Origin of the sequence: Ruminococcoides bili (assembly GCF_040093295.1) — a bacterium.
GTDB lineage: Bacteria > Bacillota > Clostridia > Oscillospirales > Acutalibacteraceae > Ruminococcoides > Ruminococcoides intestinale_A.
Genome location: NZ_JBBNJY010000008.1, coordinates 20,367 through 34,249 on the forward strand (window position 1 = coordinate 20,367; position 13,883 = coordinate 34,249).

General features: G+C 35.9%; 12 protein-coding genes. All 12 read left to right on the forward strand.

Going from position 1 to position 13,883, the window contains the following annotated elements; translation table 11 throughout:
* The first annotated feature begins 88 nt into the window (after nucleotides 1–88).
* The gene (locus AAAY30_RS04170; protein WP_022234841.1) at nucleotides 89–1,093 is read left to right on the forward strand and encodes a hypothetical protein; all 1,005 of its coding nucleotides are present in this window, start codon (nucleotides 89–91) and stop codon (nucleotides 1,091–1,093) included.
* On the forward strand, nucleotides 1,090–2,547 hold the full coding sequence (locus AAAY30_RS04175) for a hypothetical protein (RefSeq protein ID WP_022234840.1): 1,458 nt from the start codon (nucleotides 1,090–1,092) through the stop codon (nucleotides 2,545–2,547). The genes AAAY30_RS04170 and AAAY30_RS04175 overlap by 4 nt, the downstream gene beginning before the upstream one ends.
* A gap of 669 nt (nucleotides 2,548–3,216) precedes the next feature.
* Nucleotides 3,217–3,486: a hypothetical protein gene (locus tag AAAY30_RS04180; RefSeq protein WP_022234839.1), complete on the forward strand. Its 270-nt coding sequence runs from the start codon at nucleotides 3,217–3,219 to the stop codon at nucleotides 3,484–3,486.
* Between the two features lie 481 nt (nucleotides 3,487–3,967).
* Nucleotides 3,968–5,239 carry a DNA cytosine methyltransferase gene (locus AAAY30_RS04185; protein WP_022234838.1) on the forward strand — a complete coding sequence of 424 codons (1,272 nt, stop codon included), beginning with the start codon at nucleotides 3,968–3,970 and terminating at the stop codon, nucleotides 5,237–5,239.
* Nucleotides 5,240–6,877, forward strand: coding sequence for an McrB family protein (locus tag AAAY30_RS04190; RefSeq protein WP_022234837.1), 1,638 nt, complete (start codon nucleotides 5,240–5,242; stop codon nucleotides 6,875–6,877).
* Nucleotides 6,878–6,888: 11 nt separating this feature from the next.
* Complete coding sequence (locus AAAY30_RS04195; protein WP_022234836.1) at nucleotides 6,889–8,133, forward strand: 5-methylcytosine restriction system specificity protein McrC; 1,245 nt, start codon at nucleotides 6,889–6,891, stop codon at nucleotides 8,131–8,133.
* A 112-nt stretch (nucleotides 8,134–8,245) separates the two neighbouring features.
* Nucleotides 8,246–8,503: a hypothetical protein gene (locus AAAY30_RS04200; RefSeq protein WP_022234835.1), complete on the forward strand. Its 258-nt coding sequence runs from the start codon at nucleotides 8,246–8,248 to the stop codon at nucleotides 8,501–8,503.
* A gap of 136 nt (nucleotides 8,504–8,639) precedes the next feature.
* On the forward strand, nucleotides 8,640–10,523 hold the full coding sequence (locus tag AAAY30_RS04205) for an XRE family transcriptional regulator (protein WP_287097131.1): 1,884 nt from the start codon (nucleotides 8,640–8,642) through the stop codon (nucleotides 10,521–10,523).
* A 201-nt stretch (nucleotides 10,524–10,724) separates the two neighbouring features.
* A complete protein-coding gene (locus tag AAAY30_RS04210) occupies nucleotides 10,725–11,870 on the forward strand; it encodes a helix-turn-helix domain-containing protein (RefSeq protein ID WP_022234833.1) in 1,146 nt (381 codons plus the stop codon).
* A 17-nt stretch (nucleotides 11,871–11,887) separates the two neighbouring features.
* A complete protein-coding gene (locus tag AAAY30_RS04215) occupies nucleotides 11,888–12,076 on the forward strand; it encodes a hypothetical protein (RefSeq protein WP_022234832.1) in 189 nt (62 codons plus the stop codon).
* Nucleotides 12,077–12,527: 451 nt separating this feature from the next.
* Nucleotides 12,528–13,043 (forward strand): hypothetical protein, encoded by a 516-nt coding sequence (locus AAAY30_RS04220; protein WP_293641531.1) that lies wholly within the window; start codon nucleotides 12,528–12,530, stop codon nucleotides 13,041–13,043.
* Nucleotides 13,044–13,111: 68 nt separating this feature from the next.
* Complete coding sequence (locus tag AAAY30_RS04225) at nucleotides 13,112–13,879, forward strand: phage antirepressor (protein WP_293641533.1); 768 nt, start codon at nucleotides 13,112–13,114, stop codon at nucleotides 13,877–13,879.
* Nucleotides 13,880–13,883 lie beyond the last annotated feature (4 nt).

The following is a 13,883-nucleotide window of genomic DNA, read 5'->3' on the forward strand; positions in this document are numbered from 1 at the left end:
GACAATTTATAGCTTAATATGGCATCATATTTATTATAAAATGTATTTAAATAAGCATATTAATCCAAAAAAAGGGGGAAAAATGCAAATGGCCAATAATACTAATGCGAGTCCAGAAGTTTTTGGGTTTGATTTTCAAGTCAATGCAACTATTTTTTTACTATTAGACAATATAAAAGAATTAAAAGCAATTCGAATGGAGGGAGCCTCTGAAGATATCGAGTTAACCATGAATAATGGTAGTCAAATCATGGCTCAAGCAAAAGGAATAGTAAAAGGAAGCTACGATTTTTCAAACGTAAGAAGAAATCTAAAAAAGGCAATTGAAACCCTTTCTTCTGCTGACAATAAATCGGTAGAACAATTAATTCTTATCACTAATTCCAAAAATCCGCTAAATGAGGATACATCAAAGAGTTTTTTCTATGGTCCACCGGTAACAGTTGGTTATAATAATCTTTCAGATGAAGCAAAGAAAGTTATTGATAATATTGTTGATAAGATTAATGGTCATTTTGATACGAACAAATTTCGAATTTGTTATTTCATGTTTGAAACTGATAATTCGAGAACTAGGTATGCGGTAATAGAGGAAAAAGTCAAAGATTTTATTAATCAACTTAATCTGGGTCAGGTTTTAAGTAGCATAGAGTTAATGCGGGTTTGGCAAAACGATCTTTTTCATAATGGTTCTAAAACTGACACAACTATAAAATTGAGTAAAGAAGAAATTGTATGGCCGGTGATTGTACTAACTCTAGGTAAACAGTTGCCATCAGAATATATAGAAGATTATGACCAAGGATTTATAGATGAGGTTACATCACAATATTCGTATATTATAAATACTATTTCTGAACAATATAGTCTCATAACTAAAATCATATTTGATTACAATTCATCGAATTGTGATTTGTCGATGAAAGAACGTATACGAAAGTTCGTTGCAAATAAATGGACAGACTACATTTCTGTTTTTTCGTTCGAATCATTGAATAAAGAAGTTCAAGAAGCGGTTATAAAAGTAATTTTAGCCAAAGTGATTCAACAAAGATACTTAATTGATAACGTTAGTAGAGGTGTGTCATTATGAAAATTAAATCTATATACATTTCTCAAGGTATGTTTTGTACAGAACGTTTTTTTGAGTCTGGTTTTAATCTTATTTTCAGCGAAAAGAATAGTACTGGAAAAACAACACTTATGCGTTGCATTCTATATGGACTTGGCTATGCAGTTCCAGGGACAAGAAAGTTTAGAATTGAATCATGTAGCATAAGTGTTGTTATTGAAAAAGATGACGGAACATTATTAACACTTAACAGGGACACATCTGAATCTATAGAATTAATTGAGAAGGAAGTGCAACTTTCGTATGCACTCCCAGTACAGAGTAAGGATTTACATGAAAAAATCTTTGGAACTGACAATGAAGACATACTCAATAACCTTCTTGGTGCTATGTATGTTGACCAAGAAAAAGGATGGACACTTCTAAATCGTGGAAAGGTTATAGCAGGGGTTCGTTTTAATATAGATGAATTAATAAGGGGATTGTCTGGAAGAAGCTGTGCAGACCTCATAATTCGAAAAAGAAAAATTGAGGAAAACCTAAAGAAATATAAACAAATTTTGAATATTGCAGAGTATAGGGAAACCATTACATCAACAAGTGTATCTTTAACACAAGATAGTTATAATCGTGAGCGGCTATTAAAATTGGATCAACTCAAAGTTGAGAGGGATTCGATAAAAAAGGAGATTAAACGTCTTGATGAAAATATAAAAAATAATAAAAAAGCAATCGAATTAATTGATGAGATGAAGTTAGTAATTAAATTAAATAATGGCGAAGAGATATGTGTTACACGAGATATGGTTGTGGGTGCTTCTGATGGTATAGATCTTCTTCGTGCGAAGAAAAAGATGCTTATTCCAAGATTAGAAAAGAATCTTAAAGAAATAGAAGGACTGGAACTTGAAATAAAGGAAGAAGAACAACAATTATCTCTTTTTCCATCAGAATCGTTAGCAGATGTATTTGATAAAAAGATGACAGATATTAATATTAGTCCGGTTGATGTTAAGAAAGTAATTAATGATTTGGAAAAAGAGAAAAAATCATTGGAAGACCAGATTTCTCAATTTACTAATGATAGAAACAATGTAACTCAGTCTATGATTAAAACTGTTCAGAAATATATGGGGGAACTTGGAGATTCCGAAGCAGAAAAGATGACATGGAAATATCTGTTTACTAATAATCTTAAAGAATTATCCGGAGCACTGTTGCATAAAACAGTTTTTTCATTTCGCTTGGCATATATAATCGAAATTGAAAAAGTACTGGGTATCAAATTACCAATTTTAATGGATTCACCCAAAGGAAAGGAAGTTGATGACATCAATATTGGCAAAATGATGGAGATACTTCAGCGTGATTTCCCAAATAATCAGATTATTATTGCCTCTATTTACCATTATGTACCAAACGAACATGTGATTACATTAGAAGGACAATTATTGAATCAAACAGTCACATTGTAAAATGGTTAAAATTTATTTTGAATAATACTATATGAAGCATAGAAATGGGCCATTCATTTTAAAGAGATTGCATCAAATATTGGTTAGTGAATAAAAATAAGATTGAAGTAATCGATGATAGAAAACTGAATTTGCTTATACGAAAAAAGTAGTGCAAGACAAACCTTTCACAGGCTCGATATCCCCAGTATTTTAGAAAAAGTGCGTTCCACCATTCCCTTGTACAATAGGGGTTGAGTATGTTTTTCGTTGAACAACCGTGCCATGTGGAGAGCGTAGTCTTGTTGACTAAAGTACATAAGTAAAAGTGTAAAAAAGGCTTGAAATAAGGGCCTTTTGAGATTTTTAGAATTAAAAAATAGACTGCGAAATTTGCCTGAAAAAGTGTATAAACCCTTGGTGTTTTTATAGTCGGATAGACAGGAATATTGAGATTGGGTCGATTATACAAAAGTGTTTACTTGTGATTTGTGAAAAATAAACGCAGTAATGTGGAGAAAACGGAAGATGGTTCTAAAAGAAAGCAAACCAAGTACGGCTCTAAAAAGCATAATTAACACAGTTAGTTGAAGAAAATTAGATGAATTTTTGTGTTCTATGTTACTTGATAATATAGAAGAAAAGAGTGATATATGGTAGTACCAAAATAGTAACGGAGGTATTATCTATATGCTTTATTTAAAAACATCAGGTAAAAACGGAATAATCAGTCTTCATCCTTTAAATCCAGATGAAATGTATTATAAATGTGAAGTATGCAGAAATTTTTATGGCATTGATAATTTATCAGACTTTTCATTTGGAGATGATGTGTTTTTGAAGAGCTACATATGTCCACAATGCGAAGCAGAGATCGAAGAGGATTATGAACTTGAACAAGAGGAAGAATTTCAATCCAGAATTGAAAAGGCTCTTAAAATGAATAATCTAATAAAATAGCCTATTTTCGCAAGAGGACTAAGTAGATGATTAGGAACAAGAAAAAATGCTATAACCATTGAAAAATAGTGCTATAACAGATTATGCATGAAATAGCCTAATAATTTCATGTGGAGATGGTAGTCTTGATGTCGAAGGTGAACCCTAACAAGTAAATATAGTGTAGAAAACAAAGGACTTTCTCAAAGACTATCGTTAAAAGATATATGAAGTCTTGCGGAAAGTCCTTTTTTGATGCTTGAAAATAACCGAATGGGAATCGGTCCTCTCAGCAAGATTGACACTATGGAATGGATAACAGAGGTTTGAACCCTAGAGGGGTTCAATAGGTGCTCGGTCTCATATTTGCTTACAGAATATGAACATTCACGGAATTGCAAAACGATAGGACATCTTGATAAAACTCAAATTTCGTGGTACAATGATTAAGCTGAGTTTGATTTAAATGAAACTGCTGAAACATAGATTAAGGAGTGAATAAATGCAAATTAGTTATAAACCTTTATGGCATACTCTTTTGGAAAAAGGAATGTCTAAAGAGGATCTTAGAACAATGGCAAAGCTATCAACGAATGCCATTGCGAATATGGGAAAGAATAAGAATGTAAGTATGTCAACCTTACTTAAAATATGTGAAACCCTTCAGTGTGATTTGAATGCTGTGGTGGAATTAAAAGGACTGGATTCAGTAAAGGAAAGTGAGGAAACGGAGACTCAACTTGAACATAAAACATACTCACCAAGGCTTGTGTCATTGTTTTCTGGCTGTGGTGGAATGGACAAAGGATTTGAAAATGCAGGCTATTCTAGAGTATGGGCAAATGACTTTGATAAAGATGCCCAAGCGGTATTTAGACTCAATCTAGGTGAAATTGATGGAAGAGATATAACTACAGTACCTGTAGATGATATTCCAGATTGTGATATTCTAACTGCTGGATTTCCATGTCAGCCATTTTCAAACGCTGGTAATCGTATGGGCGTTTATGACGAGAGAGGTGAATTGTATCTCGAGTGTTTGAGAATTATAGAACATAAGCAACCACGAGCAGTATTGTTTGAAAATGTTAAAGGTTTGATGTCTTCCAAACATCAGAGCGGAAAAAAATTAATTGATGTAATTAAGGAGGACTTAGAAAGACTGGGTTATTTCGTAAATTACAAGGTTGTAAATGCATCAGATTATGGAGTTCCACAAAATAGAGAACGTATGATACTAGTAGCTTTGAGAAAGGATCTCGGAAAGACATTTGAATTTCCACCTATTCAGAGTGATAAAAGCAAGCTTACGTTACGACATATTTTGGATATTCCTGCAGATGTACCGAATCAGACTTTTTGGCCATATTCTCCTCAAGCACAAAATATGGTTGATCAGATTCCAGAAGGAGGTTCGTGGAAGAACATTCCATATGAGAATCTTTCTCCTAGATTCAAAAGAATTAGAGATGATATGAAAAGATATCATGCGCCAAATTTTTATAGACGCTTTAGCAGAGATGAAATAAACGGAACGATTACAGCATCTGCTCAGCCGGAAAACTGTGGAATAACACATCCAACAGAGAATCGACGTTATACGATTCGAGAAATTGCACGAATTCAAACGTTCCCGGATGACTTTAAATTTATTGATGATACAACTAAAAACATAGTAGCAATGTATAAAGTAATAGGAAATGCTGTACCTTGTCATCTTGCAGAGGTGCTTGCAAATGCTATTTACAAGCAAGCTTTTGAGGAGGAAAAATAAATGAAATGTTACATAAAAAAAGACCAAGTTAGTGAATCAATAGAATATTTTAAAAATGCAGGATTTGATACCGATGATATGCTGTTCTTGTTTTTAATGGCTAAGCATATGGGAGTGAGTGCTTCTTACCCTGTAACATTTTTAAACAGTGCTTTAACTGTTGAGCAAAAGATGGAAGAGTTAAATTCTTTATGGCTGCTTGGTGGTTTATTTGATTCTGGAGAAATGTGTAGCTCAAAAGGAGTTATGTTTCCAACTGCCTTTAGAAAGTTGGCCTTTTATCAACCAGGAACTGAATTTAATAAAATTCCCGGAAGAATGAAAGATACTGTTGAGAAGAAGAATATCAATGTCCCTATTTTTAATGATGTGGATTCAAAGCTTACTCTTAGAAGCAATTATAAGGATTTGATTGATGAAAAATATTTAAAGGGTCAAAGAATATCATTATCTAAATTAGCAGCTTGGACTTTTCGTTTTAGCTCATTTGAGTTCGATTCAATGCCAAATGAGAAGCAGTTTTCAAGAGTATTGGATAAAGCAATCAAGAAGTATTTTAAAATAACAAAAAATGATTTCCTTTGGTTGTTTGAGGATGATATCTCAAATTGTCGCTTAATTCCAGATACAGACAGTATTAAGGGGCAGGAAGTGAGAAATCAGTTCGATTTTGACGCAACAAAGATGCCTGAAGTTAATGCGATTTCAGTACCTGAAGATGCCCAAGTTAGTGTCTATGATAAGGATACGGTGGCACATTACTTGGCATTAAATGGTGATAATCCTAGCGATAGCGATATTTTTGATATTTTGATGAATAAGGAACAAATTGTGCTAACAGGAGTGCCAGGTGTCGGAAAATCAAGATATACAAAAACTCTTACAGAAAGTGGGAAATTTGCTGATAGCTTAACGATACAGTTTCATGCAAATTATTCATATGAAGATTTTATTGGTGCTGAAGTTCTTAGATCAGAAGATGGAGGTACATATGTCACTACCAAACAGGGAGTATTCTTAAAATACATTGAGAAGGTTAAGAGTGATCCAGATAAATCAAATAAATATTTGCTGGTGATTGACGAATTGAACCGTGGAAATATTGCAGAAATATTTGGAGAATCAATTCTTGCTTTGGACAGAAATTATGAAGCGAGTTTGTCAAAAGAATATGAAGATGTAGGAACTCTCTCAATTCCACACAATTTGTATATTGTGGCAACGATGAATACAAGTGATAGAAATATTGCTTTCTTAGATTTAGCGATAAGAAGAAGATTTGCATTCGTACCTCTTTTGCCAAATTATGACTTCTTATCTGAGGAAGTTATATTCCAAGACTTTGATTTGGGAAATATTTTAAAACAGATTAATCAGAGAATTATTGACACTTTAAAAGACCCAGAGCTTATTTTAGGCCAGTCCTATTTTATCCCGAAGACTAATGAGTCAGGTAAATATATTTGGGAAGCAAATGACTTTAAAAACCAATTTAATTTTGTCTTGTTACCAACATTAAGAGAATACAGCTTTAATAATGCGAGTGCCATTGGATCAATTGTCGGAGAAAACCTGTCCGATGGAATACAAGATTTAGATGATTTCATGGCTTCCTTCTCTGCTGAATTTGGAGAATGAGGAGATGTGCTATGGAAATAATGGAGTCTGCTGAACAAAACATTATTACTGTCCAGCCAGAAGAAATGGCTTTTTTTGAAGAGTTCACTAAAAAGTATGCGATTAGCTGGACCCGAGAAGAAAAACTGAACAATATTCTTCCTTTAAGTAAGTCGTATGTTGGTTATATAACAACTCCAACAAGAGTTATATCTTTGAATCCTAAGTATCACGAAATTGGATTCGAACACATTATACGAATTTATCTTTATGTGTATGGGTACAGACCAACTGATAGCACAGCGATTTTGGATGTTTCTGAGTCTGAAACAAGTGCAGATGTTGCATCAATGTTCATTAAGAACCTCAAAAGAAATATTCAAGAAGGAATTATACGTTCTTATCAAAAGACAGATATTAAAAGCGAATTGTTACAAGGTAAAGTTAATTATACTCGAACTTATACGAATGTACTTACTGGTAAAGGAAAGCCAGTTATGAGTAGAGTATCAAAATTGTCGATTAAGAATAATATTAATTCGCTGATACTATCTGCATTAGAAAAATTAAAACATACGGACGAGTATTTCTCAGATGCAGCACAGTTGGAAATGTATTTTTATGGGGCTGACAAAAATGTTCAAAATGGCAGTGCTTTACTTCAAGAAATAACTTTTAATTCCAACACTGCTAGATATAGGAGAACTTTAACGTATGCAGCAATGATTATCGATCAATTAACATACAGTGATAAGGGATCCTCCGTTGGAACGGACAGTTTTTTGATTAATTTTGATAGGCTGTTTGAAGATTTTGTAGTTAAAGTTCTCAAAGAAATTCCAGAAAAACGTGAATTTACTACGTGGTCAGCTAAGAAAAGATTTGCAGATGTAATAGGTAGTACTGGAGTATATTCTGGAAGAGAATATCAACCGGACATCATATATAGGTATAAAGAGGAAGATGAAGTATTTGACTATATGCCATCGGCTTATGCTGTACTGGATGTGAAAAATAAAGCATATGGACAATTTAAAAATGCAGATATATACCAAATTATGATGTATGCAAAATTACTTCACAGTGAAAAAGCATTGTTGTTATACCCATCGTTTACCAATAGAAGAACAGAAATACTCTCATTAAATTCCGAAATTTTTAATCCCTCATTAATATATGCTTGCTTCGTCAATATAGGGGATGAGAGTGGTGATAAATTTTTGCAATCGATTCATGAGTTTGCAAATAATGTTGTATATACAATACAGGATATATAGCATTTGTAGAAAAGGAGCTAAACTGAGGCATGTTCACTGAGATATGCAGGGATATATTCCTTTGAATTTTCAACAATTAACACTTGGCTATATAAGGAGGGAGGTCGCAAAAATGAAAAGATTATGTTTGGAAACAATAATTACCCTAATATATCAAAGCCGCACACGTAGTGCTGATACTATTAAGTCTGTGTGTAGTGGTATTTTTGCAACCTACGATTTGGATATAACATCCTATAACAAAGAATTATCGAGTCATCTGAAAAGTAAACATGACCCTGTTCCTGTCGAATTGATATTCGCAGCTAGAATTGCAAATATTGATTGTGTTGCAAAAGGCATTGAAGATAATTTAATTCCTTCGATTTAAAACAATTATCCTACTTTAAATTTTAGGTTTGGAGGATATACAGATACGCTTAATTTTGGCAGAGATGCTCTTTAATTGCTATCTGAGCAGGAAGAAGATTGATATTGATAAGCTGAAATTGTAGGAGGTGCTATGTATGGCGGTAAGCCGCTCATTTACGGATTATGTTAGAAAGAAATATGACAATGAGTTCTGGGCGGCAGCCGAGCAGTTCATTGAGGATAACCAGGACTATATAAAAAAACTGGCTACTAGAGTGCATTCTGTCGGAGAAACTGAGATTGCAGATGTTCATGTGGAGCATGTCTGGGTGGAAGATCTTCCGGGAATGAAGATTAGTTTCGATGTTGCTCTGTCAGTGAATATTGAAATAAAAGATGGCAACCATCACTATGATGTATCAGAAGAGAGAACTTTCTGGTTGATGGTGTCCTGTCGGGGTGATCTGGATATGAAACTGGAGGACTTTGAAATTACATCGGTATCTAGCTACAATGGTAAGAATCGAGTGAAAGATCCGATGGATGATTCCCTTGTGCCAATTATTCCTTATTCTGAACTTGAAAGGGTTGCAGAGAATTTTTTAAAGAAAAATTTCCCAGAAGCACTGAGAGTTCCCCCAAGGGGTCAATCTCCCGTGTGGGTAGATCCGACAAGATTGGTAGAAGCACTGGACTTGACGATTCAAAGCCACCGTATTAAAGATGATTCATCGGTTTTCGGTCAGATTTATTTTGAGGAAGCCGATGCTGACATTTATGATGATGATGCAGAGAAAGATGTTCTTACTCATATTAAAGGAAAAACCATTCTTGTAGATCCTTTGGTGTACCTACTTCGAAATATCGGATCAGTGAATACAACCATAATTCATGAGTGCGTTCACTGGGATAAGCATAGGAAAGCTTTTGTATTAGAACGGCTTTATAATGAAGCAGCATCATGCATCAGCTGCGAAGTTGTAGGCGGTGCAGCATCCGAAATATCAAAAAAATCTACGGAATTCATGGAGAAACAGGCTAATCAGCTTGCACCAAGAATTCAGATGCCACAGACTCCGTTTAGAGCCAAGGCGAACGAGTACATAGCTACATTTTTGCGTGAGACCGATGCTCAATACGAAATGGATGTTATGGAGATGGTCATCGACCAACTTGCAGTCGATTTTGGAGTATCCAGGCAGGCGGCTAAGATTCGATTAGTAGAACTTGGATTTGATGGTGCAATCGGAACTTTTAACTATGTTGATGGTCAGTATGTCCGACCACATGGTTTCCGAAAGGGCTCAATTGAAGCATATCAGACATTTACGATAAGTGCTCAAGATGCAGCTATTCAGCGCTTCTCAAATCCGGAACTCCGTGAAAAGACTGCTAATGGTGATTATCTGTTTATAGAAAATCATTATGTCTACAATTCTCCGCTATATGTTTGCACTGATATGGACGGTCGGCTTATACTGACTGATTATGCCAGAGCACATATGAACGAATGTTGTCTTGTCTTTGATCTAAGCATCACGAGTAAGGTAGAGTCCGCATACCATACCATCTGCTTCTTGAACAGAGAGCAGAGCGATATTACCTTTGATGTAAAATATCACAATGGGTATCAGAATGCTCCACCGGAACGACAGATTGCAATGCGAAAGAAGCAACAGGAGGAGTGGCTGAATATTCGAAAGCAGATGACGGACGATCCAGAGCAGTGCATGGAGTTGTTGTTAGACTGGAGAAATATGAAATACACGGATCTCGGTGACTTGATTGATAGAGATCCGAAAACAATCAGCCGTATCGTTAAAGGGAAAACAGCTCCGAATCTGAACACTGCTGTGTTGATTTGTTTCGGGCTTAACTTGCCACCAATGATAAGCGAGAAGCTGTTGGATGTTTTGGGATGTAAGCTGAAACCGTTTGATCCAGAACATCAGTGGATTAGTGAAGCCTTACATGTGAAGTACCCGGAACCACTGTGGGTTGTTAAAGAATATCTTGAGCAATATGATGTAGCAATTTAAAAATTTATTTTATAAAAAACGGACATGCCATGTCCGTTGCTAGAGTGACCTGGAAGAAGAAAACTTCCGGGTCTTTTACTATGCGGCAAAAAAGAAAGTGCTATTGCAAATATATGCAATAGCAAAAATATATTTGCACATATTGACAAATAATGCAAATGGTGTATAATAATATCATAAAAATGCAAAGGAGACACTGATATGTCAGAAGAACGGAAATTAGCTGATGTTAAAATTAGTGATATCAAAGATGTAGACATAATGCGTGGTTTCATAGCAACTGCGGGTATGGGACTCTGCAATAAAGATGAAACCTTGGATAAAAAGCAGGTGGTAGAAGATAAACTAGATGATTTAAATAGCCGTCTTGCAGAACTTGAGGATGCACTGCAAAGGTGGGAACGCACGAAACAAAGTTCATCATCAAAGGAAAGCTATGATCTTATCGAAGAATATGGAACGGAGGAAAGCATACGTAATCGTTTGGATGTACTGAATAAGGAACGTACTCAGTGGGCAGGTTTTCTTACTCAGTTGGAGTTATACTTAAGTGAATGTAAAAATTTTAATAAAACGCTTTGTTTTTCAAATATTCGGGAATTATTACGTCAAAATCCAGATGTTAAAATAGGTCAGATTGAAAAGGAAGCAGGAATCAGATTAGGATATATGTCTCGTCTGGAGAAGGATGGAAATACATCCGAGCCGAGTATGGAATTTGTTGTAACGGCAGCAAAGCTTCTTAAGGTTAGTGTTGATACTTTGATATCTGTTGATCTTACTGGACTTACACCGACAGAGCAGTATATTACAAGTTTCTTCGATAAATTAAAGGAAGATACATTAAAGGATAGGCTCGATTGGAATCGAGAGACAGCGTTTAATCTGAATCGAATGGAGCCGGATAGGAATGGTTTCGTATACCATCCTCTGTTTGCAGAAGAAACATTTTATGAGGAGACAGACTGTGAATATCCGCAGGAAGTAACTAAAATCGTATTCAATTCAAAGACCTTTGGTCCCAAGACATATATTGCCGGAGATTGTTTTAATCTTAGATTAAAACATGGAACAACGCTTTATCTTATGGATATTGAGAAGAGCATTCATAAAGTTGGAGATCCTTCTGCAGCTGCTAAAGAAGCTTGGATGTATGTACCGTCCAAGGGAAGTCAATTATTGGTAGCCTCACAGGATGATACACCAGTAGCTCCGTTTCTTGAGTTACTATTCTCAACTGTAAAGGAGCGTATGGAACATCCGAAGGTAAACAATGACGTGATGTATGCAATTGATGCATTCATGAAGGATGATATATCTGATGACATGGATGAAATGCCATTCTAAGAAGGAGGTCGAGTTGAGTGATAAAGACACCTATTAGAAATCTTCACAGCGACAAAGATATACCGCCTCGTTTCTGCAATGTTATTGTAAATGGGGAAGATGTAACGCTTGAGGTAAAGATAAATAAAAATAAGTTTGAAACGATTTCTTGGGAAGACATGCAATACCAAGTAAATCAAGCAATAATGAAAGCAGCAAAAGAATAAATTAGAAACTACCGCAAACTGCCCCGTAACGAATCGAGGAGCTAACCGCCGGAGTTATCTGCAAAAGCCTTTATAGGCAAAGTAGGTAACTCCGGCTTTTTTGTGTTTTACGGCAGTTTTCAGCGGACATGGCGTGTCCATCACGAGAAAAATTTCCAGTGTACACTATAAATAAAAACACCTGACATTGAGATGGGTACACAGAAATGCGTATCCATCTAAGTGCCAGAGGCACTTAAAAAATAAATATCACAAGGCCTGATTAGCTATAAGGGCATTGGGATACAGATATCGGCATCGATCACATGACAACCTGTGAAAGGTGCGATAGAAGTACCCTTATTTCCTTATGCTCTTTTTCAGGCAATTCATGGGTCGGTACTTCTATAGGCACCGACCCTATTTGTTTCCTATGCCCTTCTGCAAGAACCAGGCAGAAAGGCAGGAGACTATGAAGATTAAGATTCGTTACGAGAACGAGTATCAGACCCTTGAGGTTGAGAACATGGAATTGGAGAAATGGTTAAACATCTCCGTTTCTGAAGAAGAGAGTCAGGAAGACTACGAAAAGAGAATCCAAGATGTAATCGAAGAGAGATTCAACAGACCCGATTACAACAGCTGGCACAAGCATGACCGTCATACTGGCAACGCTTATATGAAGAGCAAGGACGGGACAGTTGAGGTCAACACAGAAGAGGCAATCATGTTTAGAGCAGCTGATAAGTCAGCTTTCAGCAGTTCCATTGATGGAGTACATAACCAGTTTGAATACGAAGAGTGCTGTGAAACATTGAGAAGTCTTCTTAAACCTGCAGTAGCAGATATGGTCATTGCTATTGCACTTGATGGTTACACCGTTGGTGAGTATGCAGCAGAAATCGGTGAGGATGCCAACACTGTCAGTCATCGTTACAGACGTGCAATCAACAAATTGAAAAAAGTTTTTTCAAAAACGTCCTTTTAACCCTTCTCCCAAGGCTACCAGGTAGGAGGGTGACACCTCCGAGAAATTTATTTAAGGAGGTAATTTGTATGGAATTACAAGTATTTAACAGCACAGAGTTTGGCTCTGTAAGAACAGCAACTGTAAACGGCGAGATTATGTTTTTTGCAAAGGATATAGCAACAATTCTTGGATACAGTAATCCGAGAGATGCTATTAACAAGCACGTTGATGATGAAGATAAGGGAGTAGCAAAATGCGACACCCTTGGTGGTATTCAAGATTTAACAATTATCAATGAGTCAGGTCTTTACAGTCTTATCCTTTCAAGCAAGATGCCTAATGCGAAGAAGTTCAAACATTGGGTAACGGCAGAGGTTCTTCCGGCTATCCGTAAACATGGAATGTATGCCATCGATGAGATTTTGGAAAATCCTGATCTTGCGATTGCAGCACTTACACAGCTTAAGGAAGAGCGTGAGAGAAGAAAACAGCTTGAATGCCAGACACTAATTCAGCGTCAGCAGATTGCAGAGATACAGCCAAAGGCAAGCTACTATGACCTTATTTTACAGAACAAAAACACAGTACCAATTACACAGATTGCAAAGGACTACGGTATGAGCGGTCGCAAGTTCAATGAACTTCTTCATGAACTTGGGGTTCAGTACAAGTTCAGAAAGACATGGCTTTTATATCAGCAGTATGCAGAATGCGGATACACACAATCACGTACCTATGCAATTGATGAGAGCAGAAGTGTGATGCATACCTATTGGACACAGAAGGGCAGACTTTTCCTTTATGACCTTCTAAAGAACGAAGGTATCTTACCAGTCATTGAACAGGAGGATTAAAAGA